This window comes from Williamsia sp. Y712 (assembly GCF_059445525.1).
The window spans coordinates 412,680-438,249 of sequence record NZ_JCAIUN010000002.1; the positions used below are offsets into that span (position 1 = coordinate 412,680).

A 25,570-nucleotide genomic window follows, 5' to 3' on the forward strand; every position below is an offset into this window, starting at 1 on the left:
AGACTAGGACACTGGCTTTCACATAGAGGCGATCAGGCGTTCGACGCGCTCATCGACGTTGCGGAACGGATCCTTGCAGAGCACTGTGCGTTGGGCCTGGTCGTTCAGCTTGAGGTGCACCCAGTCGACGGTGAAGTCGCGGCCCGCCTTCTGCGCGGCGGCGATGAAGTCTCCGCGGAGCTTGGCCCGAGTCGTCTGGGGCGGCGTGTCCACCGCTGCCTGGATCGCTTCGTCCGTGGTGACCCGTGCGGCCAGCCCCTTACGCTGCAGCAGGTCGAACACACCACGACCACGCTTGATGTCGTGATACGCGAGATCGAGTTGCGAGATCTTGGGATCGGACAGGTCCATCGAGTACCGGTCCTGGTAGCGCTGGAACAACTTGCGCTTGATCACCCAGTCGACTTCCGTGTCGACCTTCGCGAAATCCTGCTGTTCGACGGCGTCGAGCATCCGACCCCAGAGATCGACCACCTGTGTCATCTGCTGATTCGGCTCACGGGTCTTCAGGTGCTCGACCGCGCGGGAGTGGTATTCGCGCTGGATGTCGAGCGCGCTGGCCGTGCGTCCGCCGGCAAGCCGGACCGGACGACTGCCGGTGAGATCGTGCGAGACCTCGCGGATGGCCCGGATCGGGTTGTCGAGGGCCAGGTCACGGAACGCGACTCCGGCCTCGATCATCTCCAGCACCAGGGCAGCCGATCCGACCTTGAGCATCGTGCTGGTCTCGGCCATGTTCGAATCGCCAACGATCACATGCAGGCGCCGGTACTTCTCCGCGTCGGCGTGGGGTTCGTCGCGGGTGTTGATGATCGGGCGACTTCGAGTGGTCGCCGACGACACACCTTCCCAGATGTGCTCGGCCCGCTGGGACAGACAGAACGTGGCGGCCTTCGGTGTCTGCAGCACCTTGCCGGCACCACAGATCAATTGCCGGGTGACGAGGAACGGGAGCAGGACGTCGGAGATTCGTGAGAACTCCCCCGCCCGGACCACCAGATAGTTCTCGTGGCAGCCGTACGAATTGCCTGCCGAGTCGGTGTTGTTCTTGAACAGATAGATGTCGCCGCCGATACCCTCGTCGGCCAGTCGCCGCTCGGCATCGATCAACAGATCTTCGAGGACCAGCTCACCGGCCCGGTCGTGCTCGATCAGCTGTTGCAGGTTGTCACATTCGGCAGTGGCGTACTCGGGGTGCGAACCCACGTCGAGGTACAGACGCGCCCCGTTCTGCAAGAACACATTGGACGACCGTCCCCACGACACCACCCGGCGGAACAAATACCGCGCAACCTCGTCGGGACTGAGCCGCCGATGCCCGTGAAAAGTACACGTGACACCGAACTCGGTTTCGATACCCATGATTCGTCGCTGCACGTTTACAACCCTACTGCCGTGGGACCAGAGAAAACTGTTTCAGTTGTCGGTTTCGCGGGCCGGAAGGAGGTCGACCAGGGTCGATCCCGTCAGACGCCGGAACGCGCGGCGCGGGCGACCGTGGTCGAGGATGGCCACTTCGAGGTCGCTCGGCTGCAGTGTGCGGGGTTCGGGCGTCGAGGCACTGCTCGACGACGATCCGTTGGTTGCCGGTGGTGTTTCCAGGGCCGTTATCGCCGACGCCAACGCCGACTTCAGATCTGCCTCGGAATCGTACGAATCCTTCATCGATGCCGTGATCGACTCGGTGGCACCGCCCATGACAAGAAAGCGGGTCTCATCGACGATCGACCCGTCGTAGGTGATCCGGTACAGCTGCGACGGCCCGGGCTTGCCCGGACGACTGACCTCGGCCACACACAACTCGACCTCATAGGGCTTCGGTTGTTCGGTGAACACCGCACCGAGCGTGCTGGCGTACGCGTTGGCCAACGACAATCCGCTGACGTCGGCGCGGTCGTAGTTGTACCCACGCATGTCGGCGTGCTGGATACCGGCCTTGCGGAGGCTTTCGAACTCGTTGTATTTGCCGACCGCCGCAAATCCGATGCGGTCATAAATTTCACTGACCTTGCGCAACGTGTTCGACGGGTTCTCCGCCACGAACAGAACGCCGTCGGCGTAGGTCAGTGCGACGACGCTACGACCGCGGGCAATGCCCTTGCGGGCCAACTCCGAACGATCGCGCATGATCTGTTCGGCACTGGCGTAATACGGGAAGGTCATGCGTCACCGCCCTTCTTCATGTCGCGGTTGGTGGCCTCATCGTCGGTTCCGCGGTAATCCGCCGAACGCCGGCTGATCACGCCGCGGGCCGATTGCTCGATCGTGGGCGCGGAAACCTCCGCGGCACCATCGGCTGTGACGGTCACGGCAGTCGGATAGAGACCACGGACCATGTCGGGGCCACCGGTGGCAGAGTCGTCGTCGGCAGCGTCGTACAGCGACTCGATGGCGACCGACAATGCCTCGTCAGCGGTGAGATCGCTGCGGTAGAGCTTCTTGATGGCCGACTTGGCGAACACCGAACCCGAGCCGATGGCCTGGTAGCCACCATGCTCCTCGTGGCGGTCGCCTGCGACGTCGAACGAGAAGATCCGGCCAGGGCGCTGCGGATCGATGCCGTCGGGGTCGTAACCGACGAGCAGCGGAATCGCCGCCAGACCGGCCATCGCGGCCTGGAGATTCGACCGGACCATCGACGCGAGCCGATTCACCTTGCCGTCGAGGGTGAGGGAAACGCCCTCGATCTTCTCGTAATGCTCGAGTTCGACGGCGAACAGGCGGATCATCTCGATGGCCACGCCCGCCGTACCGGCGATGCCGGCAGCCGAATACTCATCGGTGATGAACACCTTGCGCATGTCGCGGCTGGCGATCAGATTGCCGGATGTGGCACGGCGATCACCCGCCAGGACGACGCCGCCGGGATAGGCCACGGCGACGATGGTGGTGCCGTGCGGGATGTTTGCAGCCATATCCGGAGAAACCCTGTTCCTGGGCAACAGATCTGGTGCGTTGTTACGCAGATAGTCGGAAAAAGAGGAGATGTCCTGGCCGAGGGACCGGATCCGATCGGTCACTGGCCGCCCTTCTGTACATAGGCGCGGACGAAGTCCTCTGCGTTCTCTTCCAACACGTCATCGATCTCGTCGAGCAGATCATCGGTGTCGTCGGCCAGCTTCTCGCGGCGTTCCTGACCTGCACCCGAATCTGCACCGGCGCCGTCGTCGTCATTACCGCCCGTGCGCTTGGTTTGTTCCTGCGCCATCGCTGCCTCCTTCAGACCACGGCCCCGCGGGGACCGTACGTTCTATCACCCTACCGGGCGAAAGTGATCTGGCCACGGATATGCACGTGTGGAGGCGGCGATTTCGCTGCCGGCCGAGTCGTTCCTAGGTGGTGAGCTGGTTGACCAATTCGGCTGCGGAGTCGACCGAATCGAGCAGTTCACCAACGTGCGCCCGGCTACCACGTAGTGGTTCGAGCGTGGGAATCCGCACCAGCGACTCCCCACCGAGATCAAAGATGACCGAATCCCAACTCGCGGCTGCGATGTCGGCCCCGAAGCGACGCAGACACTCACCCCGGAAATAAGCACGCGTGTTCTCGGGCGGACTACCGATCGCGTCCATCACCTGTTGCTCGGTGGTCAGCCGCTTCATCGATCCCCGGGCGACCAGACGGTTGTAGAGACCCTTGTCCAGGCGCACATCCGAGTACTGCAGGTCGACGAGGTGTAACCGCGGCGCAGACCAGGACAGGTTCTCGCGCTGACGGAAGCCCTCGAGCAGCCGGAGTTTGGCGGGCCAATCGAGCAGGTCCGCACACTCCATCGGGTCACGCTCGAGTTTGTCCAGCACGTCGGCCCAGGTGTCGATGACGTCCTTGGCGCGGGCGTCGTCGCTGTGATGCGCGTCGTGGAACGCACTGACGCGCTCGTGGTAAATCCGTTGGAGCGCAAGGGCGGTCATCTCGCGGCCGTCGGAAAGGGCAACGGTCGCCTGCAGGGTCGGGTCGTGGCTGATGACGTGCACGGCGTGAACGGGCCTGGCCAGTTCGAGATCGCGCAGTTCGATACCGGCCTCGATGAGGTCGAGCACGAGCGAGGTCGTGCCGACCTTCAGGTAGGTCGCGGTCTCGGCGAGGTTGGCGTCACCGATGATCACGTGCAACCGGCGGTACCGCTCAGGATCGGCATGCGGCTCGTCGCGGGTGTTGATGATGCCGCGCTTGAGGGTGGTTTCCAGGCCGACCTCGACCTCGATGTAGTCGGCACGCTGGCTCAGCTGGAAGCCCGATTCGTCGCCGGACTGCCCGATGCCGACTCGTCCTGAGCCGGTGAAGACCTGCCGGGAGGCGAAAAATGGGGTGAGTCCGGTGATCACCGCGTTGAACGGGGTCGACCGGGCCATCAGGTAGTTCTCGTGCGTCCCGTACGACGCGCCCTTGCCGTCGATGTTGTTCTTGTACAACTGCAGCTTCGGGGCACCGGGCACGCTGGCCACATGCCGGGCGGCGGCCTCCATGACCCGTTCGCCTGCCTTGTCCCAGATGACCGCGTCGAGCGGATCTGTCACCTCGGGCGCCGAATACTCGGGATGGGCGTGATCAACGTAGAGGCGGGCACCGTTGGTCAGGATCATGTTGGCGGCGCCGACCTCGTCGGCATCGATGATCGGGGCCGGTCCGGACCCGCGTCCGAGGTCGAATCCGCGGGCGTCGCGTAGTGGTGATTCGGGCTCGTAGTCCCATCGGGTGCGCTTTGCGCGTGGGACTCCGGCCGCGGCCGCGTACGCGAGCACGGCCTGCGTCGAGGTCATGATCGGGTTGGCACCTGGATCGTTCGGAGCCGAGATTCCATATTCGACTTCGGTTCCGATTATGCGCTGCATGAGGTTGAGCGTAGCGGTGCGTTATCTTCCGGTCGCGGACGAGCGTACGGATGGGTAGGGTTTGCGCAGTGAAAGCACTGCGCCGCTTCACCGTCCGCGCTCACCTGCCACCGTCCCTTCTGCCCCTGGCGAAACTGTCGACCAATCTCCGTTGGTCGTGGCATCCGGCCACCCAGGAACTCTTTTCCTCCATGGATCCTGACCTGTGGTCCGCAGTTCGAGATCCGCTGCGACTTCTCGGCGACATCGGGCCGGACCGGTTGACCGAACTGGCCGACGACAGCGACTTCCTCGCCCGACTGGGTGCGCTCTCGGCCGACCTCGACGAGTACCTGGCTGAGCCGCGATGGTTCCAGGAGCAGGTCGCCTCTGGAAACCGTTTCCCGACCGGTATCGCCTACTTCTCGATGGAGTTCGGCGTGTCGGAGGTCCTGCCGATCTACTCCGGCGGGTTGGGGATCCTGGCCGGCGACCACCTCAAGGCGGCGTCGGATCTCGGGCTGCCGTTGATCGGTGTCGGGTTGCTCTATCGATCCGGCTACTTCCGGCAGTCGCTGACCGCCGACGGCTGGCAGACCGAGCGGTACCCGAACCTCGATCCACAGGGTCTGCCGGTCCGCACCGTCAATGACCAGGACGGCAACCCGGTGACGATTCGTGTGCCGATGCCCGACAACCGTGTCTTACGGGCTCGTCTGTGGATTGCCGACGTCGGCCGAATCCCGTTGCTGTTGCTCGACTCCGACATACCCGACAACGACACGGACCTTCGTGCTGTGACCGACCGACTGTACGGCGGCGACCAGGAGCACCGGATCAAACAGGAGATCCTGGCCGGTGTGGGAGGCGTGCGCGCCGTTCGTGAATACACGCGGATCCAGGGACGGGCCGACCCCGACGTCTTCCACATGAACGAGGGTCACGCCGGATTCATGGGCGCCGAACGTATTCGGGAACTGGTATCGCCCAGCGGAGCGGGCCTCGACTTCGATTCGGCGCTCTCCGCGGTGCGGGCATCGACTGTCTTCACCACCCACACCCCGGTGCCTGCCGGGATCGACCGTTTCCCCGTCGACATGGTTCGCCGGTATTTCGGGGACGATCACGGGCAGTCCACTCTCCTACCCGGTCTGGAGCTGTCGCGGATCCTGGAGCTGGGCAGTGAAAGTGACCCGGGTGTCTTCAACATGGCTCACATGGGCTTGCGCCTGGGTCAACGGACCAACGGTGTCTCGAAACTCCACGGCGCGGTCAGCCGGGAGATGTTCGGGGCCTTGTGGCCGGGGTTCGATGCCTCGCAGGTGCCGATCGGTTCGGTCACCAATGGTGTGCACGCCCCGACCTGGTGCTCACCACGGTGGACCGAACTCGCCGCGGACGGTGGCGAAGGTGTGCCCGACGAGTCCGCGACACTCGCCGCGATGAAGAACGTGGCGTCGACCGAACTCTGGGCAACCCGCAACACCCTGCGCACCGAACTGGTCGCCGAAGTCCGGCGACGCCTGCGTCGTTCCGGACTCGAACGGGGCTATTCTGCCGCCGAATTGGGTTGGACTGCAGGTGTTTTCTCGTCGCGAGTGTTGACCATCGGGTTCGCCAGGCGGGCCGCGACCTACAAGCGGCTGACCCTGATGCTGCGTGACACCGACCGGCTCAAAGCACTCCTGCTCGACAAAGATCGTCCGGTACAGCTGGTCGTGGCAGGTAAGGCTCACCCCGCCGACGACGGCGGCAAGGCATTGATCCAGCAGATCGTCCGCTTCGCCGACGCCAACGACGTCCGGCACCGGATCGTGTTCCTGCCCGACTACGACATGGCGATGGCGCGGTATCTGTACGGCGGATGCGATGTGTGGCTGAACAATCCGCTGCGGCCGATGGAAGCATGCGGGACGTCGGGCATGAAATCCGCGCTCAACGGCGGCCTCAACCTGTCGATCATGGACGGCTGGTGGGACGAGATGTCCGACCACGCCAACGGCTGGGCGATACCCACTGCGGACGGGGTGACCGACGACGAACGCCGCGACGACCTCGAAGCCGCTGCGCTGTACGAGTTGCTGGAGAACGTGGTGGTTCCGAAGTTCTATGACGCCGGCACCGACGGTGTTCCGGCTCGCTGGGTCGAGATGGTGCGGCACACGCTACACACACTCGGACCGCAGGTGCTGGCGTCGCGAATGGTCCGCGACTACACCGAGAAGTTGTACGCGCCTGCAGCCCTTTCGGGACACGCCACCACGGCGAACAATTTCGAGGGCGCCAAGGATCTGGCCGCGTTCCGGGCCCAGGTCGATCGGTCCTGGCCGTCGGTGAAGGTCCTCGACGTGGACAGCGCAGGTCTTGACGACACACCTCTGCTCGGTTCGACGATGACGTTGACCGCCCATGTGGATCTGGCCGGCCTACGCGCCGACCAGGTGGTGGTCCAGGCCGTCATCGGGCGCGTCGACGAGGCCGAGAACCTGACACAGGTGGCCACGCCCACGATGTCCCTCGTCACCGAGCATGCCGAACCCGGTGGCGAAGCGATCTTCGAGGTGTCGGTTCAACTACCGATGACCGGTCCCGTCGGCTACACGGTTCGGGTGATGCCGTATCACCGACTGCTCACCGGCACCAACGAACTCGGGGTCGTCAAGGTCGCCTGATATTCAGCAGCCGAACAAAGAAACGCTCCGCGTCACCTGACGCGGAGCGTTTCCTTTGTTCGAGGTCCTGGTATCCCCTTTTTACAGGTACTGGCCGGTGTTGGTCTCGGTGTCGATGGCCCGGCTGGCGCCGGAGCTCTTGCCGGTGACCAACGTGCGGATGTAGACGATCCGCTCACCCTTCTTGCCGGAGATACGAGCCCAGTCGTCCGGATTGGTGGTGTTCGGCAGATCTTCGTTCTCGGCGAATTCGTCGAGGATCGAATCGAAGAGATGCTGAATCCGCAGACCCGACTGACCGGTCTCCAACTGAGACTTGATCGCGTACTTCTTGGAGCGGTCCACCACGTTCTGGATCATGGCGCCGGAGTTGAAGTCCTTGAAGTACATGATCTCTTTGTCGCCATTGGCGTAGGTGACCTCGAGGAAACGGTTGTCGTCGCTCTCGTCGTACATCCGCTCGACCACGCGCTCGATCATCGCCTTGACGCAGGCATTGCGATCACCGCCGAACTCGTTGATGTCGTCCGGGTGCACCGGCAGCGTCGGGACGAGGTACTTGGAGAAGATGTCCATCGCAGACTCCGCGTCGGGACGCTCGATCTTGATCTTGACGTCGAGGCGGCCCGGTCGCAGGATCGCCGGATCGATCATGTCCTCGCGGTTGGAGGCACCGATCACGATCACGTTCTCGAGGCCTTCGACGCCGTCGATCTCACTGAGCAGCTGCGGCACCACGGTGGTCTCCACATCAGAGGACACACCTGACCCACGGGTCCGGAAGATCGAGTCCATCTCGTCGAAGAACACGATCACCGGGGTACCTTCCGACGCCTTCTCACGAGCACGTTGGAAGATCAGCCGGATATGGCGTTCGGTTTCGCCGACGAACTTGTTGAGGAGTTCGGGGCCCTTGATGTTGAGGAAGTACGATTTCGCCTCGCGAGAATCCTCACCGCGGACCTCCGCGATCTTCTTGGCCAGCGAGTTGGCGACCGCCTTCGCGATCAGCGTCTTACCGCAACCGGGAGGGCCGTACAGAAGTACGCCCTTCGGCGGCCGCAGGTCGTACTCGCGGAAGAGATCTTTGTGCAGGAACGGCAACTCGACGGCGTCGCGGATCTGTTCGATCTGCCTGCCGAGTCCACCGATGTCCTCGTAACCGACGTCGGGTACTTCCTCGAGGACCAGATCCTCGACCTCGGCTTTGGGAACCCGCTCGAAGGCGAAGCCGGCCTTGGTGTCGATCAGGAGCGAATCACCGGGGCGCAGCTTGCGGTTGCCCTCTTCTTCGGCCAGCACACTCGCGCTGAGCGGCTCGGCCAGCCAGACGACCCGTTCTTCATCGGCATGACCGACCACGAGCGCGCGCTGTCCGTCCTCGAGAACCTCACGCAGGGTGCTGATCTCGCCGATGGAATCGAATGCACCGGCTTCGACGATGGTCAGAGCCTCGTTGAGGCGCACGCTCTGACCGCGTTTGAGCGTTTCGACATCGATGTTCGGCGAGCAGGTGAGGCGCATCTTGCGTCCGGAGGTGAAAACGTCGACCGTCGAGTCCTCGAAAATACCCAGCAGAACCCCGTAACCGCTCGGTGGCTGACCGAGACGGTCGACCTCTTCACGCAGCGCGATCAGCTGTTGACGCGCTTCTTTGAGCGTGTCGAGAAGCTTGGCGTTGCGCGTGGTCAGCGTTTCGACGCGGGCTTGCAGGTCGCTGTCGCTCGCTGCGCGTCCGAAAGGGCTCGGATCAGAACGTGGCACGCTCGGTGGCCGGGGTGAGGCCGAACCCCACTCTCCTTCGGGCGTGACGTCCGCGTTCAGACCGCCGCCCCCCAGGGGCTCGTTGCTGCCTGATTCCGTCATTTCTGACTCCTCTCCGGCGAGTCGACTCGGCGTCACCATCACTCGGCGAACGTACGGTCGATCCTGTTACCCGAGGCTACCGGCGAAACGTCCGGCGTGCCCCGTCCCTCGCGGACCGTGATGTTGTCGATGTGTTAATTGTGTGTCGCCGCAAGGTTTTCCGACTTTACTCGGATTGCTCCGGGATCGGTTGGTTCTTACTCGGACGCCGATGCGGGCGGGGCGCGACAGTCCCTTCGGCAAGACGGCGAGCAGTCACAAGAAATGCAGTGTGACCTTGCATTTTGTGACTCGGCCGGACGGCAAGACCGACTACGTGCCAATCACGGACCAGCGATTCCCACGCCCGTGGTTCGGTCCAGCAGGTCTGTTCACGGAGGGCTTCGACGACACGCGAGAGCTGGGTGGTGGTTGCCACATAAACAGCCAGGACCCCGCCTGGTTTCAATGCCCGTTTGACGGTGTCGAGCGTTTCCCATGGCGCGAGCATGTCCAGAACCACCCGGTCGACGTCGGCGGTGCCCGGGTAATCCGACAGGTCGGCGATGGTCAGATCCCAGTTGGGTGGCGGTCCCCCGAAGAATTCTTCGACGTTCCGCACGGCGTGTTCGGCGTGGTCGTCGCGGACCTCATAGGAGCGCACGGTGCCGTGTTCGCCGACCGCGCGTAGCAGCGAGCAGGTCAGGGCGCCGGATCCGGCACCGGCCTCGAGCACGGTGCACCCGGGATGGATATCCGCCTCCATGACGATCTGGGCGGCGTCCTTGGGGTAGATGACCTGAGCCCCGCGCGGCATCGACAGGACGTAGTCGACGAGCAGCGGACGCAGGGCCAGGTACGGGGTATTGGAGGTCGAGGTGACCACGATGCCCTCGTCGGCGCCGATGAGGTCGTCATGGGCGATGCCGCCCTTGTGTGTGTGGAAACTCTTGCCGGCCTCGAGGCGCACGGTGAACTTGCGGCCTTTGGCATCGGTCAACTGAACACGATCCCCGATGGCAAACGGACCTGTGGTGGACATTGCGGGAGCGTGCCTTCCTGGCGAACAGCGGAAACATCCCTCACACCCAGCGCCAACACCGGTGATGTCGGAGCGCGATGATCGCCTACGGCAGGTTCGGCGCAATTGAGGAGGGTTGTCGTTGGTCAGGCATACCCTGCCAGGTGTGAGCGTGAGTACCGAATCCCACCCCGAGAGTCAGTCAGCGTCCGGCCCGGACAAGAGCACCGAGTCCGGCCCGAACAAGGGCACAGGGTCCGGCCCGGGCGGTCAGCCGATCCGGGTCCCGGCGTTGTCTCCCAGCCGGGCCGGAGACTTCAAACAGTGCCCGCTCCTCTATCGCTATCGCGCCATCGACAGGCTCCCCGAAGTCCCGACGCAGGCCCAGGTACGCGGCACGGTTGTGCATGCGGCGCTGGAGAACCTGTTCGACATGCCGGCCGGACTGCGGGTTCCGGAGTCAGCCGAACTGCTCGTCGACGGTGCATGGGGTGCTCTCTGTGAGCAGACACCCGAATTGCGAGATCTGGTCCCCGACGACCAGGTCGACAAGTTCCTGTCCGACGCGCACAAGCTCATCACCACCTACTACACGCTCGAGAACCCCACGGCGTTCACGCCCGAGTCCTGTGAATTGCGCGTCGAGGTCGATCTGGCCGGTGATGGTGACGACGACGGTGTGCTCCTACGCGGCTTCGTCGACCGGATCGACGTGGCGCCTGACGGCCGGGTCCGGGTGGTCGACTACAAGACGGGCCGCTCGCCGGGTGAGAGCTTCGAATCCCGCGCGCTGTTCCAGATGAAGTTCTATGCCCTGGCGATCTTCCGGCTCCGCGGCATCGTGCCTGCCCGGCTCCAGTTGCTCTATCTCGCCGACGGACAGTCGCTGGTCTACACGCCCGACGAAGCCGAACTAGAACGCTTCGCCAAGACCTTGAAGGCGATCTGGAAAGCGATTCTGACCGCCGGAGAGACCGGGGATTTCCAACCGAAGAAAAGCCGGATGTGCCAGTGGTGTGACCACAAGGCACATTGCCCCGAGTTCGGCGGCACCGTACTCCCCTATCCCGGATGGCCAACGGTCGGAGGCCAGGCCACCCCCGCTGAGCCAACCGACGACTAGTCAGCCAACAACGGATGGCAAGATCGACCCCTGTGTCCGAACATGCCGCTTACTATCTGCCACTGGGTCGCAACGTCGATCACGAACACTTCATGCCCACCGAACACACGGTCAGTGTGTGGGGCGACAAATTGCAGCACGGTGGTCCTCCCATCGGCCTGCTGGCCCGATCGCTGCTGCGGCATCAGCCCGATCCCGCGCAAGAGTTCACCCGCATCACGGTCGACATCCTCGGCGCAATCGGGATGGCGGAGAATCGGATTCACACGACGGTGCTGCGACCCGGCAAGCAGATCAGCCTGCTGCAGGCCGAACTGTCGGTTCTCCAAGCAGACGGCACGTACCGGACCGCCGCCCGGGCTCAGGGATGGCGGATGTCAACTGCCGAGACCTCGGAAATCGCGCGCATTCCGGAGCCGCCGATGACTCCCGCGCCCGAGGCGATCGAAGCTGCTCCCGGGATGACCGGTATCGGCCCCTTGATCGGCGAGTGGGCGACACGAGGGTTTGTCGGAACGCTCGATTGCCGCATCGCCTCATCGGATCCGGAGGTGGGACGCGAGGTGTGGGTGCGACCGAATTTCCCGCTGGTGGCCGGCGAACAGACCACGAACATCGAGAAGTTCTTCACCGTCCTCGACATCGCCAACGGCGTCGGCTCGCGGCTCGCGTTCGGTGAGTGGACGTTCATGAACACCGACACCACGGTGCACCTCTACCGCCAACCGGTCGGCGAATGGACAGGAATCAAAGCCCGGATGACCGTGGGGCCGCAGGGTTACGGACTGACCGGTGCGGAGTTGTACGACACCTCGGGTGCGGTCGGGCGCTCAGCCCAGACCCTGCTCATCCGACCGGCTGGATGAGCAGGACCGGCTGACCAACGCTCAGAAGCGGCAGGACCGGATGTCGGAGGCCAAAATGGCCTTCGCACCGAGGTCGGACAGATCGTCCATCAGGTTCTGGTGCTGCTTGCGCGGAACCAATGAGCGCACAGCCACCCAGTTGTCGTCGGCCATCGGCGCGATGGTCGGCGACTCGAGGCCGGGCGTGATCTTCATGGCCTGATCGAGCAGGTTCTTGGGGCAGTCGTAGTCGAGCATGACGTACCGCTGACCGAACACCACACCCTGGACACGGGCGATGAAACGTTCGGCCGCCTTGCTGCGTTCGACGCCCTTGCGCTGCAAAAGGACACCTTCGGAATCGCACAGCGACTCACCGAACGCGGTCAACTGGTGTTGGCGCAGGGTTCGACCGGAACCGACCACGTCGGCGATCGCGTCGGCAACACCGAGCTGGATCGAGATCTCGACGGCACCATCGAGACGGATGATGGTCGCCTCGATACCGCGGGCAGCCAGATCGGAACGCACCAGATTCGGGTACGACGTGGCGATCCGCTTGCCTGCCAGATCGGCAATCGTCCAGTTCGAGTCGCTCGGTGCGGCGTAGCGGAAGGTCGAAGCGCCGAATCCGAGTCCCAGGCACTCTTCGACGTCGGCGCCTGAGTCGACCGCGAGGTCGCGGCCTGTCAGTCCGAGGTCGAGTTCACCCGAACCCACATAGATCGCGATGTCCGTCGGGCGAAGGAAGTAGAACTCCACCTCGTTCGCCGGGTCGAGCACTGTGAGGTCTTTGGAGTCGGAGCGACGACGGTAGCCCGCCTCGCTGAGGATTTCGGCGGCGGACTCGGACAGCGCCCCCTTGTTGGGAACGGCAACGCGCAGCATGTGAGTGGGGTCCTATCGGAAATGTGGTCGGTCAGGATTTCGGCTGGTGTTCACGGGATGGATCGACTTCACAGATGCTTGTAGACGTCGTCGAGCGTCAGTCCACGATTGATCATCATCACCTGCAGCCAGTAGAGCAACTGAGATATTTCCTCGGACAGCGCCTCAGGAGTCTCGTGCTCGGCCGCCAGCCACACTTCGCCGGCTTCTTCGATGATCTTTTTCCCGAGGGTATGGACACCCTTGTCGAGTGCTGCGACGGTGCCGCTGCCCTCCGGCCGGGTGGTGGCCTTGTCGGTCAGTTCGGCAAACAGCTCATCGAAGGTCTTCACGGTGCTTGATTGTCCCATTGAATGCCTCGGCCACATCGTCGAGGGTCAGTCCGATCAGGTTCTGCCGCTGCGTCCGCCCTTCGCCCGCGGGGACCGGAGCGGTCGAGGGCACCACGAGTACCGGACAACCGGCAGCACGGGCCGCCTGTGTTCCGGTAGGTGAATCCTCGACGGCCAGGCAGTCGGCGGGGTCGATTCCGAGCAGCTCAGCCGCCCGCAGATAGGGGTCGGGCGCGGGCTTGCCGAGCTCCACCTCATCACCACAGACGGTGGCGGTGAACCGGTCCCGCCCGAGGGTGCCGAGGGCTTCATCGGCCAGTTCACGTTCGGTGTTGGTCACCAGGGCGATCGCAATGCCTTGCGCCGCAACCAGATCCAGGGTCTCGCGAGCGCCCGGCATCCACGGAATACCGTCCTTGAAGAGCGTGCTGACGCGGGCTCGCAGCCAGGCGGAGCGGCCGGGATAGTCGCGTTCGGCCTCCGGGAGGCCGGCGGCATCGAACACCTTGGTCAATGCGTCGGTCATCGAATTGCCCAGGGTCGACACACGAACCTCGTGGGTCAACTCGAACCCCAGATCGGTGGCCAGATCGGCGATGGCGATATCCCACAGCTTCTCCGAGTCGAGAAGCGTGCCGTCCATGTCCCACAGAATTGCTTTCGGAAGATCACTCACCGGCCCATCATGGCCGACCCCAACAGATGAATCGAAATTGCCAGTCGCCCTCATGACGCGCATCACTCCTTGCTCTCTTCAAGAAACAGCGCACCCCGGGGCTTGCCGAAAGGCCCCGGTGATGCCCCCTCTCTCAACGACGAGAGGAGCCAGCACTATTTCCGCGGGAGCTGGGCGATGAGTCCGTGTGGCGGCCATCACCTACTGGAGCTTCCTGAGTATCCACGTGGTCTGCGGCGGCGGAACCGGTCGGCGAATGTGAGCCCGCGACCGCGCTGAACGGTCGCTTCCAGCCACGTCGTGGCGGATCAGAATCAGGTGAATCGAAATCGCCAGAGGAATACGTGGCGCGAATACTTTCTTGCCCTCTTCAAGATATAGCGCACCGGGGGGCTTGCGGCAAGGCCCGGGTGATGCCGCAAAATCGCTGAATCCACCGCCACATCTACGACGGGAGCCGATACGTATACCACGGCCGACAGCGTGTTCAACCTTCCCGAGCATCTCTCCCACAAAGCCGATCCGGCGCTGACCGCACGCGACGAACAACACTTCGCCGACATCGCCGACAACCTCTCTCAGACGATCGCCGACCTGTCCGCACGCCGCGACGCGGAACAACTGGCCTACAGCAGCACCGGCCGGGATGCGATGGACCGGGACATGGAGATTCACCGCCTTGGTGCACGTCTGCGGGCGCTGCGCAGGTTCGGGTTGGACCTGTGCCTGGGATACATGGTTCCCGGCGATAGTGCCGAACCGGTTTACATCGGTCGGCTCGGCCTCACCGACAGTTCCGGTCAGACGCTGCTCATCGACTGGCGCTCCCCCGCCGCCGAACCGTTTTTCGGTGCCACACACGCCAATTCGATGGGTCTGGTGAGTCGGCGCAGATATCGCTGGTCCCGCGGGAAGATCACCGACTACTGGGACGAGGTGTTCAGCCCAGATGAGCTGTTCGGTCCGCAGGCGCCGGCATCAGCAGGCGCGCTCGATGATCAGTCGGCGTTCATCGCCAGTCTGGGAAGCAATCGATCAGCGAAGATGCGAGATGTACTCGGCACCATCGCATCCGACCAGGACGCGATCATCCGAGCCGGATCGCGCGGCGCATTGGTTGTCGACGGGGGTCCCGGTACCGGGAAAACCGTTGTGGCGCTGCACCGAGCGGCATACCTCCTCTATTCCGATCCGCGGCTCGGTCACCATCGCGGCGGGGTGTTGTTCGTCGGTCCGCACGAGCCCTATCTGGCGTATGTCGCCGATGTCCTCCCCAGCCTGGGCGAAGAAGGGGTCGCGACGTGCACCCTGCGTGACCTGGTCACCGAAGGTGCCTCCGCGGGGGTCGAGCCGGATCCGGAAGTGGCCCACCTCAAATCGTCGGCGAACCTGGTGAAGGCGATCGAGGCAGCCGTGAAGTTCTACGAGATGCCACCGACGAAGGGTATGACTGTCGAGACACCGTGGTCTGATCTGTGGTTGAGCGCGAGCGACTGGGCGGCAGCTTTCGACGCACCCGAGGCCGGGACGCCGCACAACGAGGCACGCGAGGTGATCTGGGAGGAGTTGCTCGCCATCCTGACCGATGGTCACAACGGCGACGTCTCACCAGCCCAGCTCCGGATGGCGTTGTCCGACAACGATCAGCTGCGGACAACGCTCAACAGGGAATGGCCCATGATCGCCGCCACCGACCTGGTGGCCGACCTGTGGTCGGTCCCCGCGTACCTCCGCAAATGTGCGCCCTGGCTCAGCGCCGATGAGGTCGCGGCTCTGCAGCGCGAGGACGTGCAGGCCTGGACGGTGGCTGATCTCCCACTACTGGATGCCGCTCGGGCGCGACTCGGCGATCCGGGTGCGTCGCAGCGTCGCCGCCGCCATGTGGCCGCGGTGGCCGCCGAGCACGAACAGCGATCTGCAGTGGTCGACCATCTCATCGCCGCCGACGATTCCGACCTGATGGTGATGTCGATGCTGCGAGGTCAGGATCTGAGCAACGCGCTGATCGGAGACGAACCACGGGACGACCGGGAGCAACGCGCCCCCGATCTGCTGGCCGGCCCGTTTGCGCACATTGTCGTCGACGAAGCCCAGGAACTCACCGATGCGCAATGGCAGATGCTGCTCTCCCGTTGTCCGTCCCGCAGCTTCACCATCGTCGGTGACCGTGCGCAGGCCAGAGCCGGGTTCACCGAATCGTGGGAGCAGCGTCTGCGGCGGGTCGGGATGGCTCGGATCAGGCTGGCGTCGTTGAATATCAACTATCGGACGCCCGAGGAAATCATGTCCGAAGCCGAGCCGGTGATCCGCGCGGTGTTGCCGGACGCGAACGTGCCGACGTCAGTGCGTAGCAGCAACATTCCCGTCGAGTATCGTTTGACGTCTGAGTTGGATTCGATCCTTGATGACTGGCTTGCCGATAACCACGACGGAATCGCCTGTGTGATCGGCGATCGCGCGTTTGCCGCAACACGACGTGTGCGCTCGCTGACACCGGAGCTTTCCAAAGGACTCGAGTTCGACCTGGTGGTATTGGTCGATCCCGAGACCTTTGGTGATGGTGACCCGATCAGCGGAGCCGTTGACCGCTATGTTGCGATGACACGAGCAACTCAGCGGCTGGTGATCCTCACGAATCCAGGCGACTAGCTGTCAGTAAGTCGGCGGCGGACTGTTCCTTCCCTGTTCTTCGCGGAGTTCGTGAGCGAGTTGCTCCCGCATTCCTCGCTGTCGGCGATTGGCCAGTCGTTCTTGTTGGCGGCGTGCGTGTTTGGCAGCGGTGCGCGTCTGCGTTCTCGGCGGTGCTGTCGGTCGCGGTGTAGTGGATGGCCCCCGATTTGGTGAGCCGCGTTGATTGTCGAAAACGATCAACCTCAACGTCGGGAACAGATCGTCGCCGGTCCATCCCGGGCCGTGATAGTTGCGGCGTTCGGGTGTGGTGAAGATCAGCCGGGTCCGCCCGGTACGTGGGTCAGGGTATTGATCGTCAAGCCAGTCGATTGGTCGAGCTCCGCTTCGCTTCGTCTCCGCGGAGTACGTCTTCAACAGATGGTGAAAACGGCACAGCGTCTTCATTTCTGACGGACGGGTGCAACCACCGGCATCGGGATCGTTGTGGTTGTACTCGCAGGTGTGGTCGAGATCGGCGCCCCAGGCCTTGTGCTCGCAACCGGGCCACATGCAGTAGACATCGCGAATCCGAAGGTAGCTGTCGAGAACCACTGATGGCCGACAGCTGTTGCCAGGCTGAGTGGCCGGCAACGGAACCACCTGCGGGAAGGACGCTTCGAGCACATCCGCCGCGCCGGAGATCTCCCCTGGGTTTGGGTCCTGCGGTGCCCGTATGTACACCGACCGCCGGGGTGGCGTGGCTCCAGGATTGTCATCCTGTGGGGGTTCTGACGCAGGCAGTTCTTGCGCAGGCAGCGACTCCGGTTGCGCTCCTGGTACCGGCGCGGTCGAGCCTGCATCCGCCGGTTCTGGTTGTGCAGGTACGGGTTCGGTGCCTTCAGATTCTTCCCGTTTGACCTTGTTGCCCAGCGGTCGCTGCACTACTTCCGGCCGGTTGGCGATATCCCGCACATGGTCTCCGGAAATTACCCCATGCCCGTTCAAGAATCCCGGATTGTCAGCAGTCCCGTCGATGGTGGCTTGATCGGTGATCACGTGCAGCACGATCTTCACGTCCACACCCGAAATGACCTGATCGGCCGGAACGGTGATGATTTTAGCGGTGCACGGATGTTTCGGATCATCGGGACATTGGCAGTAGAACTCGCGGGCCATCACCGTGGCGAACAGAGCATCGGCCATGCGATCGGCTTTGCGCCTCGGGTCAGCTTTGCACGTCGACATGGCCAACTTTTCGAGCCGGGCCATGATCATCGTCATCTCTTCAGCCGTGCCATGTGCATCCAGGACTGCCATCCCGTGGTCTGCATTCGAACCCCACACCCCGCGGTTCTTTTTCGCGTCCTCCCGGTTGTTGCGCACCAAGTCAAGGTCGCGGCGGAAGATGGTGGTATCGACCATGTCCCGCATCCGGGACTTCGACCGCGAACCGCGACGACTCAAGTACTCAGCAATCTCACGATCGATATCGGCCATATGCTCGGAGCCGTCGATCAACTCAGTCCGCGAGACGATGCCCGGGATGTGGTGGGCTGCGACACGACCGGCCTTTAACAAGGCGTTGACGGCCGGCAGACGATCCCGCAACGCCAACCCCCGACTGATCTGTAACTCAGCCGTCCGCTGCGTCAACCCCTGGGCGAGACCCAGTCTCGCGGCGCATTGTGTGAACGGATCGAGGGCGCGCATCTCTGCTTCGGTCCCGGCGGTGGGTTCAACGAGCAGCCGATGGACCATTGCCGCGGCGGCATACCGCTCCCACTCCATCCGACTTTGCTGCGCCATCGCCAACTCGGTGTTACGCAGCAACTCACTAACACGCAGCAGATAGGCAGGACCGATTTCATCGTCCCCACCTGCATCTTCGATCTCCCCCTCGAACATACATACGAGTCTAAACGGGAGGTCTGACATTGATTCTGTTACGCAATTTCCAACAGTGTCAGTCGGCGGTCGAGCTGCGTATCTCGGCTAGCTCGCTGTCGATCTTGCGGATCTCGGTGCGGGTGAACCGCCTGATCTGCATCGCTAAAACGGCATCCGCCCCCGTCTCGGTGATACTCAGAAGGGTCATCAGCGCAGAACGAGCTTGGCCGGGGTCGTCGGTGTTGGCCACGGCTTCCAGCAAGTCATGAGGTCGTCGCAGAGCTGCAGACAGCGCAGCCATGATCTCTTGGCGCTCGGCATCGGCCTGTGCGCGGCGATCCGGCTTGATGCTGTCGTCGTCGTTCGCCACGAAACCGTCCCAGGTGAAACGCTCAGCCTCGATCTGGTCGTGTTCCACGAGGTCGGTTACCTCCAGAACGCCCCCGCCGTCAGGACTGCGCAACCACACCAGCAAGCCGGTGGTGTCGTCGAAGGCCAGTTCGACGCGGCCCTCTCCTTTCGGGGTCACCAGGGTCGCCAACCAAGCGGGTCGGCTGTCGATATGGATGGACTGAACTTCATTCGTCGCTCGCATGCCGGTACTCATCCGTCTCAGCAGTGAGTTTTCGCCGAGTAGATCCAGAGGGCTGAACATCGATCCCAGCCACACCATGCTGATACGCCCGCGTTGTTGCCTGCGCATCTGCCCTTCTATGAAGGCGAGCGAACTCTGTTCGTCCTGGGCGATATAGACCACCTGGCCACCGCGTTCGATGCGCCACTGCCCGCCACCCCCAGACCAGAACTCGAACCGTTCATCGAAACGCTCGCCGTGCCGATCGGAGCCGGTAACCCGCAACGAGCCCGATACCGGCATCGCATCGGCCGCGACGTTCCGACCGACCAACTCGACCCACGATGGTGTTCTCATGAACCCACCCTACGAACAACTCGACCGCTGACCCGTCATAGTTGCTCGTATATCCCGGTCTACCGTTTCGCGGTACGCCCGAATCCCCGGTTGCCGGCACTCCATGCGTACGGGAGATCGGTGCCGTTGAGGACGTGGTCGCCGATGGCGCGGGTTTTGAAGATGGTTGGGTTGTGGACCGCGATGGTGCGGGCGTTGCGCCAATGTCGGTCGAGCCGAAGCTGTTCCGAGGTGATCGAAGCGCCGCCGACCTCGAAGAGTTCGTTGGTTGCCCGGAGCACGATGTCGACGGAAGTCACCTGCGCCTGCGACGCGGCGAGTTCGGCGCGATCGAGTTGCTCCGGGGTGACATCGCCACCGGCAGCCAGGACCTCATCGAGGAGGTCCGCGACAGCCAGAGCGGAGGTGCGTGCAGTGAATGCCGCGGCGGACAGCTTGCCGATCACCTGCTGAACCAGCGGATCCTCACGTGGAAGGTCCGCTGCCGCATGGGTATACGAGCGGGTGCGGTTGCGAACCCACTCGGCAGTGTCCGAGGTGGCGCGCTGCGCGATCCCGGCAAGTCCGGCCAGATGCACCAATTGCAAGTAGGCAGTGCCGTAGGTTTTGCCTGCGCCGCCGTAGCCCGGGCCCAGGATTCGTTTTGGGGCGACAACCACGTTGTTGAATTCAGTGGTGCCGCTGGCGGTCAGGCGCTGTCCGAAACCGTCCCAGTCGTCGTGCTGGGTGACACCCTCGGCGTCGGCGTCAACCAGCACCGAGACGCGCTCGCCGTCGTCGTCGGCTGCCACCAGAATGTAGTTCGAGTAGAGCGAGCCGGTGCTGTAGTACTTGGTGCCGTTCAGAATCCATTCGCCGTCCCGCTGGGTCAATCGGGTCTGGTACCGGTCCACCGCGCCGACACCGGGTTCGGTGATGGCGTTGCCGACCAGGATGCCACCGGCCACCGCACGCAGCCAGGTATCGCGTTCGGCGCTCGGTGGGGCCAAAAGCTGATCCTCGACAAAGCTGAAGTGCACCCGGAGTGCCTGCGGCAGATTCGATTCGGCAGCAGCCAGATCGATCAGCAGCCGGAACTGCTGGCGCACAGTCGCACCGAGACCGCCGAATTCGACCGGCACGCGCAACGCACCCAGTCCGGCCTCACGCAGCAGATGGACTTCGTCGTGCGCGAGGCGCCGGTCGACCTCACGTGCCGTGGCGCCCGCGGCGATCGTCTCGAAAACCGGCCCGAAGCGCTCGTCGAGCTCGGCATCGGTGATGGCACTGGCGGCGGAAACTGTTGAAGTCATGCCACCGAGTGTCGAACACTTCGGACCCGAAAACACCGGTTGCACTCAGCCTGAGTGCAACCGGTACTCAGGTGTTGAAGTACTTCGCTTCCGGGTGATGCAGGACGAACGCGTCGGTCGACTGTTCCGGATGCAGCTGCAGCTCGTCGGAGAGCACCACGCCGATGCGTTCGGGTTCGAGCAGGTCCATCATCTTCGCGCGATCCTCCAGGGACGGGCAGGCCCCGTACCCGAACGAGAACCGGGCACCCCGGTATTTGAGGTCGAAGAAGTCCAGGGTGTCTTCCGGATCCTCCGACGCCACACTGGTGTCACCGAAGCGCAGCTCCTCACGGATCCGCCTGTGCCAGAACTCGGCCAATGCCTCGGTGAGCTGGACACCGATGCCGTGGACCTCGAGGTAGTCGCGATAGGCGTCCGCCGCGAACAGCTTGTTCGCGAAATCGGCGATCGGCTGACCCATCGTCACCAACTGGAACGGCAGCACATCGACCTGGCCGGTTTCGATGGCTTCTTCACGCGAACGGATGAAGTCGGCGATGCACAGGAACCGGCTGCGTTGCTGACGCGGGAACTCGAAGCTGTGCCGGATGGGCGCGTCGGGACGCGGCTCGGTGAGCACGTGCACCACGTCGCCCTCGCTGACCGCCGGGAAGTACCCGTAGACCACCGCAGCATGCTGCAGAATGTTCTCCGTCGCCAACCGATCGATCCAGTAACGCAGGCGCGGTTTGCCGTCGGATTCGACGAGGTCCTCGTAGCTCGGTCCTTCGCCTGCGCGGGCACCGCGAAGACCCCACTGCCCGAGGAACAATGCGCGTTCGTCGAGCAACGAGAGGTACTCGGCAACCGGAATGCCCTTGACGATGCGAGAGCCCCAGAACGGCGGTGTCGGGACCGGAAGGCCGGCCGCCACATCGGAACGTTCCGGGACCACCACCGGTTCGGCTTCGGCCTTGCGCTTTTCGGCGATCCGCTTCGAGCGCTCGTGACGTGCCTTGCGCTCTGCCGTCTTCTCCGCCGCCGCAATAGCCTCAGGACTGTTGGGATCAAGACCGCCACCACGCTTGACCAGCATGATGTCGTCCATCAACCGCAGGCCCTCGAAAGCGTCACGCGCATAGTGCACGTCGCCCTCGTAGGTCTCGCTCAGATCGTTCTCGACGTAGGAACGGGTCAACGCGGCACCACCGAGGAGCACCGGATACTTCTCCGCGAGACCGCGGCTGTTGAGTTCCTTGAGGTTGTCCTTCATGACCACGGTCGACTTCACCAGCAGTCCGGACATCCCGATGACATCGGCGTTCTTGTCCTGGGCAACTTCGACAATGGTCGAGATCGGTTGCTTGATACCGATATTGACCACTTCGTAGCCGTTGTTGGACAAGATGATGTCGACGAGGTTCTTACCGATGTCGTGGACATCGCCCTTGACGGTCGCGAGGACGATCCGGCCCTTGCCGTCTTCCCCGGTCGCCTCCATGTGCGGTTCCAGGTGTGCAACAGCGGTTTTCATGACCTCAGCGGACTGAAGGACGAACGGGAGCTGCATCTGGCCGGAACCGAACAGCTCACCAACGGTCTTCATACCGGCCAACAACGTCACGTTGATGATCTCGAGCGGTGGCTTCTCGGTCATCGCCTCGTCGAGATCGTTCTCGAGCCCGGCACGCTCACCGTCGACGATGCGACGCTCGAGCCGTTCGAACAGTGGCAGCCTGCCGAGTTCTTGCGCACGACTCTCGCGGGCCGACGCCGCCGAGACCCCTTCGAACAAGGCCATCAGTTTCTGCAGCGGGTCGTAGCCCTCCCTGCGGCGGTCGTAGACCAGATCGAGCGCGACATCACGCTGCTCGTCGGGGATCTTCGACATCGGCAAGATCTTCGACGCGTGCACGATCGCGGTATCCAGGCCGGCCTGCACACACTCGTGCAGGAACACCGAGTTGAGGACCTGGCGGGCGGCCGGGTTCAGGCCGAACGAGATGTTGGAGATACCGAGGGTGAAATGCACCTCCGGGTGGCTCTCCTTGAGGATGCGGATGGCCTCGATCGTCTCGATGCCGTCTTTGCGGACCTCTTCCTGCCCCGTCGAGATCGGGAAGGTGAGGGCATCGATGATGATGTCTTCTTCCTTCAGGCCCCAGTTCTCGGTGATGTCGGTGATCAGCCGCTCGGCGATGCGGACCTTCCACTCGGCGGTGCGGGCCTGACCCTCTTCGTCGATGGTGAGAGCCACCACGGCAGCGCCGTGGGTCTTGACCAGCTTCATGATCTTGGTGAAACGGGAGTCCGGGCCGTCGCCGTCCTCGTAGTTGACCGAGTTGACCGCACACCGGCCACCGAGGTGCTCGAGGCCGGCTTCGATGACCTCGGGTTCGGTCGAGTCGAGCATGATCGGCAGCGTCGAAGACGTGGCGAGTCTGCTGGCGAGCGCCGACATGTCGGCGGCACCATCACGGCCCACGTAGTCGATGTTGAGATCGAGCATGTGCGCGCCGTCGCGGGTCTGATCCTTCGCGATGTCGAGGCACTTCTGGTAGTCCTCGGCCAGCATGGCGTCGCGGAAGGCTTTCGAGCCGTTGGAGTTCGTGCGCTCACCGATCATCAGGATCGACGCGTCTTGCGAGAACGGGACCGCGCTGTAGAGCGACGAGACCTCGGCCTCGTGTTCAGGGGTGCGCTCGGCCTTCTGCACTCCGGCGACGGCCGCGGCCACCTGCCGGATGTGTTCGGGTGTGGTGCCGCAGCAACCGCCGACGAAGGACAGTCCGAACTCGCTGACGAAACCACTGAGGGCGTCGGCGAGCTCTTCGGGCGTGAGCGGGTACTCGGCGCCATTGGGGCCGAGTTGTGGCAGTCCGGCGTTGGGCATCACCGAGACGGGCACCTGTGCGTGCTTGCTCAGGTACCGCAGATGTTCACTCATCTCGGCGGGGCCGGTGGCGCAGTTGAGTCCGATCATGTCGATACCCAGTGGCTCGAGAGCAGCCAGAGCCGCACCGATCTCCGAACCGAGGAGCATCGTGCCGGTCGTCTCCACAGTCACGTGGGCGATGATCGGAATCCGTCGTTCGAGATCGGCCATGGCCTGCTGAGATCCGAGGACGGCGGCCTTGACCTGGAGCAGGTCCTGCGACGTCTCGATCAGGATGGCGTCGGCGCCGCCGTCGAGCATGCCTGCGGCACATTCGTAATAGGCGTCCCGGATCGAGGCGAACGTGGTGTGACCAAGGGTGGGCAACTTGGTGCCGGGACCGATGGAGCCCAGGACGAACCGTGGGGTGCCGTCGGCGCTGGGCCCGACCTCATCGGCGACCTCACGGGCCAACTTGGTTCCCTTGAACGCGAGTTCACGGATCCGGTCGCCGATGTCGTAGTCACCCAGGTTCGACATGTTGCAGCCAAAAGTGTTGGTCTCGACCGCATCCGCTCCCGCCTCGAAGTAGGCGCGGTGGATCTCGCGGAGTACGTCGGGCCGGGTGTCGTTGAGGATCTCGTTACAGCCCTCGAGACCGAGGAAATCGTCCAACGTCAGATCCGCGGCCTGCAACATGGTTCCCATGGCACCGTCACCGATCAAGACGCGTTTGCTCATCGCGGTGAGCAATTCTGTATCGAAGGACTGCGGTGTGGCATTGGACATGGTTATCAGGGTAGTTCGCTCTCAATTGGGGTTCGGTCGTAGGCTGGTTCAGTGAACGCCGAGCAGAGCGCAAGCCTCCCACAGTTGCGCCGCCCCACGCTGGTTGCTGCCTTCGAGGGTTGGAACGACGCCGGCGATGCGGCCAGTGGAGCCGTGGAGCACCTGGAACTGGTCTGGGACGCAGTACCGCTCGCCGAGATCGATTCAGACGACTACTACGACTTTCAGGTGAACCGGCCCTCGATCAAACAGATTGATGGGGTCACCCGAAGGATCGATTGGCCGACCACCTCGATCTCGTACTGTACGCCGCCCGGCTCCGACAGAGACATCGTCCTGTTGCGCGGAATCGAGCCGAACATGCGGTGGCGCGGATTCTGTGCCGAGATCGTGGACATCGCCCGCGAACTCGAGGTCGAGACGGTGGTGATCCTGGCCGCGCTGCTGGCCGACACCCCGCATACCCGACCGGTCCCGGTGACCGGTGCCGCGTACAGCGCCGAATCGGCCAAGCAGTTCAAGCTCGAGGAGAGCCGATACGAGGGTCCGACCGGGATCACCGGCATCCTGCAGGACGCCTGCGTGGCGGCCGGTATCCCGGCCATCTCGTTCTGGGCCGCGGTCCCGCACTACGTCTCGACGCCACCAAATCCGAAGGCGTCCGCGGCGCTGCTGAGCCAACTCGAAGAGGTTCTCGACGTCGAGGTTCCGCTCGGTGAGCTGCCGCAGCAGGCCGAGGAGTGGGAGCGCGCGGTCACCGAGATGACCGAAGACGACGACGAAATCTCGGATTACGTGCGTGGACTCGAAGAACGCGGCGATGCCGAGGTCAGTGTCGACGAAACACTCTCGAAGATCGACGGAGACGCGTTGGCCGCGGAATTCGAGCGCTACCTGCGCCGACGTGGGCCAGGCGGCAGTTTCGGTGCCTGAGGGTTCACTCGCGAGGCTTGATCACCGGCCTGCTGTGAACGCGGTGAGATCCTGACAA

General features: G+C 63.5%; 19 protein-coding genes. 5 read left to right on the top strand and 14 right to left on the bottom strand.

Annotated elements, in window-relative coordinates:
• Window positions 1-18: 18 nt before the first annotated feature.
• From pafA to dop, 5 genes are all read right to left on the bottom strand, one after another.
• The gene (gene pafA / locus AC1D75_RS16750) at window positions 19-1,377 is read right to left on the bottom strand and encodes a Pup--protein ligase (RefSeq protein WP_495516457.1); all 1,359 of its coding nucleotides are present in this window, start codon (window positions 1,375-1,377) and stop codon (window positions 19-21) included.
• Between the two features lie 39 nt (window positions 1,378-1,416).
• Window positions 1,417-2,163, bottom strand: coding sequence for a proteasome subunit alpha (gene prcA, locus AC1D75_RS16755; RefSeq protein WP_495516458.1), 747 nt, complete (start codon window positions 2,161-2,163; stop codon window positions 1,417-1,419).
• Complete coding sequence (gene prcB / locus AC1D75_RS16760; protein WP_495516459.1) at window positions 2,160-3,020, bottom strand: proteasome subunit beta; 861 nt, start codon at window positions 3,018-3,020, stop codon at window positions 2,160-2,162. Before prcB ends, prcA begins: the two co-directional genes overlap by 4 nt.
• The gene (locus tag AC1D75_RS16765; protein ID WP_331885465.1) at window positions 3,017-3,208 is read right to left on the bottom strand and encodes a ubiquitin-like protein Pup; all 192 of its coding nucleotides are present in this window, start codon (window positions 3,206-3,208) and stop codon (window positions 3,017-3,019) included. The genes prcB and AC1D75_RS16765 overlap by 4 nt, the downstream gene beginning before the upstream one ends.
• Before the next feature lie 124 nt (window positions 3,209-3,332).
• Window positions 3,333-4,832, bottom strand: coding sequence for a depupylase/deamidase Dop (gene dop, locus AC1D75_RS16770; RefSeq protein ID WP_495516460.1), 1,500 nt, complete (start codon window positions 4,830-4,832; stop codon window positions 3,333-3,335).
• A gap of 68 nt (window positions 4,833-4,900) precedes the next feature.
• On the opposite strand from dop, the gene glgP reads away from it, so the two are divergent.
• Window positions 4,901-7,483, top strand: coding sequence for an alpha-glucan family phosphorylase (glgP, locus tag AC1D75_RS16775; protein ID WP_495516461.1), 2,583 nt, complete (start codon window positions 4,901-4,903; stop codon window positions 7,481-7,483).
• Between the two features lie 81 nt (window positions 7,484-7,564).
• On the opposite strand, the gene arc is transcribed toward glgP, so the two are convergent.
• Both arc and AC1D75_RS16785 read right to left on the bottom strand, forming a co-directional pair.
• Window positions 7,565-9,349, bottom strand: coding sequence for a proteasome ATPase (gene arc, locus AC1D75_RS16780; RefSeq protein WP_495516462.1), 1,785 nt, complete (start codon window positions 9,347-9,349; stop codon window positions 7,565-7,567).
• A 166-nt stretch (window positions 9,350-9,515) separates the two neighbouring features.
• Window positions 9,516-10,370 carry a tRNA (adenine-N1)-methyltransferase gene (locus AC1D75_RS16785; protein WP_495516463.1) on the bottom strand — a complete coding sequence of 285 codons (855 nt, stop codon included), beginning with the start codon at window positions 10,368-10,370 and terminating at the stop codon, window positions 9,516-9,518.
• 256 nt (window positions 10,371-10,626) lie between these two features.
• Between AC1D75_RS16785 and AC1D75_RS16790 the strand changes: the two genes are divergently transcribed.
• A complete protein-coding gene (locus tag AC1D75_RS16790; RefSeq protein ID WP_495516902.1) occupies window positions 10,627-11,472 on the top strand; it encodes a RecB family exonuclease in 846 nt (281 codons plus the stop codon).
• 14 nt (window positions 11,473-11,486) lie between these two features.
• Window positions 11,487-12,338, top strand: a complete 852-nt coding sequence (locus AC1D75_RS16795; RefSeq protein WP_495516464.1) for a thioesterase family protein — start codon at window positions 11,487-11,489, stop codon at window positions 12,336-12,338.
• A 21-nt stretch (window positions 12,339-12,359) separates the two neighbouring features.
• Here the strand turns inward: AC1D75_RS16795 and hisG are convergent, their stop codons facing one another.
• The 3 genes from hisG to AC1D75_RS16810 all read right to left on the bottom strand — a co-directional run bounded on the left by hisG (window position 12,360) and on the right by AC1D75_RS16810 (window position 14,267).
• Window positions 12,360-13,205, bottom strand: a complete 846-nt coding sequence (gene hisG / locus AC1D75_RS16800; protein ID WP_495516465.1) for an ATP phosphoribosyltransferase — start codon at window positions 13,203-13,205, stop codon at window positions 12,360-12,362.
• Window positions 13,206-13,273: 68 nt separating this feature from the next.
• A complete protein-coding gene (locus AC1D75_RS16805) occupies window positions 13,274-13,555 on the bottom strand; it encodes a phosphoribosyl-ATP diphosphatase (protein WP_495516466.1) in 282 nt (93 codons plus the stop codon).
• Entirely contained in the window at window positions 13,521-14,267 is a 747-nt protein-coding gene (locus AC1D75_RS16810) for an HAD family hydrolase (protein WP_495516467.1), read from the bottom strand. The genes AC1D75_RS16805 and AC1D75_RS16810 overlap by 35 nt, the downstream gene beginning before the upstream one ends.
• A gap of 429 nt (window positions 14,268-14,696) precedes the next feature.
• Here AC1D75_RS16810 and helR point away from each other — a divergent pair, with 429 nt between their 5' ends.
• Window positions 14,697-16,862, top strand: a complete 2,166-nt coding sequence (gene helR, locus AC1D75_RS16815) for an RNA polymerase recycling motor ATPase HelR (protein WP_495516468.1) — start codon at window positions 14,697-14,699, stop codon at window positions 16,860-16,862.
• A 3-nt stretch (window positions 16,863-16,865) separates the two neighbouring features.
• Here helR and AC1D75_RS16820 read toward each other — a convergent pair whose 3' ends face one another.
• From AC1D75_RS16820 to metH, 4 genes are all read right to left on the bottom strand, one after another.
• Window positions 16,866-18,728: an HNH endonuclease signature motif containing protein gene (locus AC1D75_RS16820; protein WP_495516469.1), complete on the bottom strand. Its 1,863-nt coding sequence runs from the start codon at window positions 18,726-18,728 to the stop codon at window positions 16,866-16,868.
• Window positions 18,729-18,786: 58 nt separating this feature from the next.
• Complete coding sequence (locus AC1D75_RS16825; RefSeq protein WP_495516470.1) at window positions 18,787-19,641, bottom strand: hypothetical protein; 855 nt, start codon at window positions 19,639-19,641, stop codon at window positions 18,787-18,789.
• 59 nt (window positions 19,642-19,700) lie between these two features.
• Window positions 19,701-20,933, bottom strand: coding sequence for an acyl-CoA dehydrogenase family protein (locus tag AC1D75_RS16830; protein WP_495516471.1), 1,233 nt, complete (start codon window positions 20,931-20,933; stop codon window positions 19,701-19,703).
• A gap of 67 nt (window positions 20,934-21,000) precedes the next feature.
• On the bottom strand, window positions 21,001-24,579 hold the full coding sequence (metH, locus tag AC1D75_RS16835) for a methionine synthase (RefSeq protein ID WP_495516472.1): 3,579 nt from the start codon (window positions 24,577-24,579) through the stop codon (window positions 21,001-21,003).
• 51 nt (window positions 24,580-24,630) lie between these two features.
• Here metH and AC1D75_RS16840 point away from each other — a divergent pair, with 51 nt between their 5' ends.
• Entirely contained in the window at window positions 24,631-25,512 is an 882-nt protein-coding gene (locus tag AC1D75_RS16840; protein ID WP_495516473.1) for a PAC2 family protein, read from the top strand.
• Window positions 25,513-25,570 lie beyond the last annotated feature (58 nt).

Coding starts and splice junctions, on each gene's coding strand:
- prcA (WP_495516458.1), bottom strand. CDS start 2,163: ATGACCTTCCCGTATTACGCCAGTGCCGAACAGATCATGCGCGATCGT.
- AC1D75_RS16765 (WP_331885465.1), bottom strand. CDS start 3,208: ATGGCGCAGGAACAAACCAAGCGCACGGGCGGTAATGACGACGACGGC.
- dop (WP_495516460.1), bottom strand. CDS start 4,832: ATGCAGCGCATAATCGGAACCGAAGTCGAATATGGAATCTCGGCTCCG.
- arc (WP_495516462.1), bottom strand. CDS start 9,349: ATGACGGAATCAGGCAGCAACGAGCCCCTGGGGGGCGGCGGTCTGAAC.
- AC1D75_RS16785 (WP_495516463.1), bottom strand. CDS start 10,370: ATGTCCACCACAGGTCCGTTTGCCATCGGGGATCGTGTTCAGTTGACC.
- AC1D75_RS16795 (WP_495516464.1), top strand. CDS start 11,487: ATGGCAAGATCGACCCCTGTGTCCGAACATGCCGCTTACTATCTGCCA.
- hisG (WP_495516465.1), bottom strand. CDS start 13,205: ATGCTGCGCGTTGCCGTTCCCAACAAGGGGGCGCTGTCCGAGTCCGCC.
- AC1D75_RS16805 (WP_495516466.1), bottom strand. CDS start 13,555: ATGGGACAATCAAGCACCGTGAAGACCTTCGATGAGCTGTTTGCCGAA.
- AC1D75_RS16810 (WP_495516467.1), bottom strand. CDS start 14,267: ATGAGGGCGACTGGCAATTTCGATTCATCTGTTGGGGTCGGCCATGAT.
- AC1D75_RS16820 (WP_495516469.1), bottom strand. CDS start 18,728: ATGTTCGAGGGGGAGATCGAAGATGCAGGTGGGGACGATGAAATCGGT.
- AC1D75_RS16825 (WP_495516470.1), bottom strand. CDS start 19,641: ATGAGAACACCATCGTGGGTCGAGTTGGTCGGTCGGAACGTCGCGGCC.
- AC1D75_RS16830 (WP_495516471.1), bottom strand. CDS start 20,933: ATGACTTCAACAGTTTCCGCCGCCAGTGCCATCACCGATGCCGAGCTC.
- metH (WP_495516472.1), bottom strand. CDS start 24,579: ATGTCCAATGCCACACCGCAGTCCTTCGATACAGAATTGCTCACCGCG.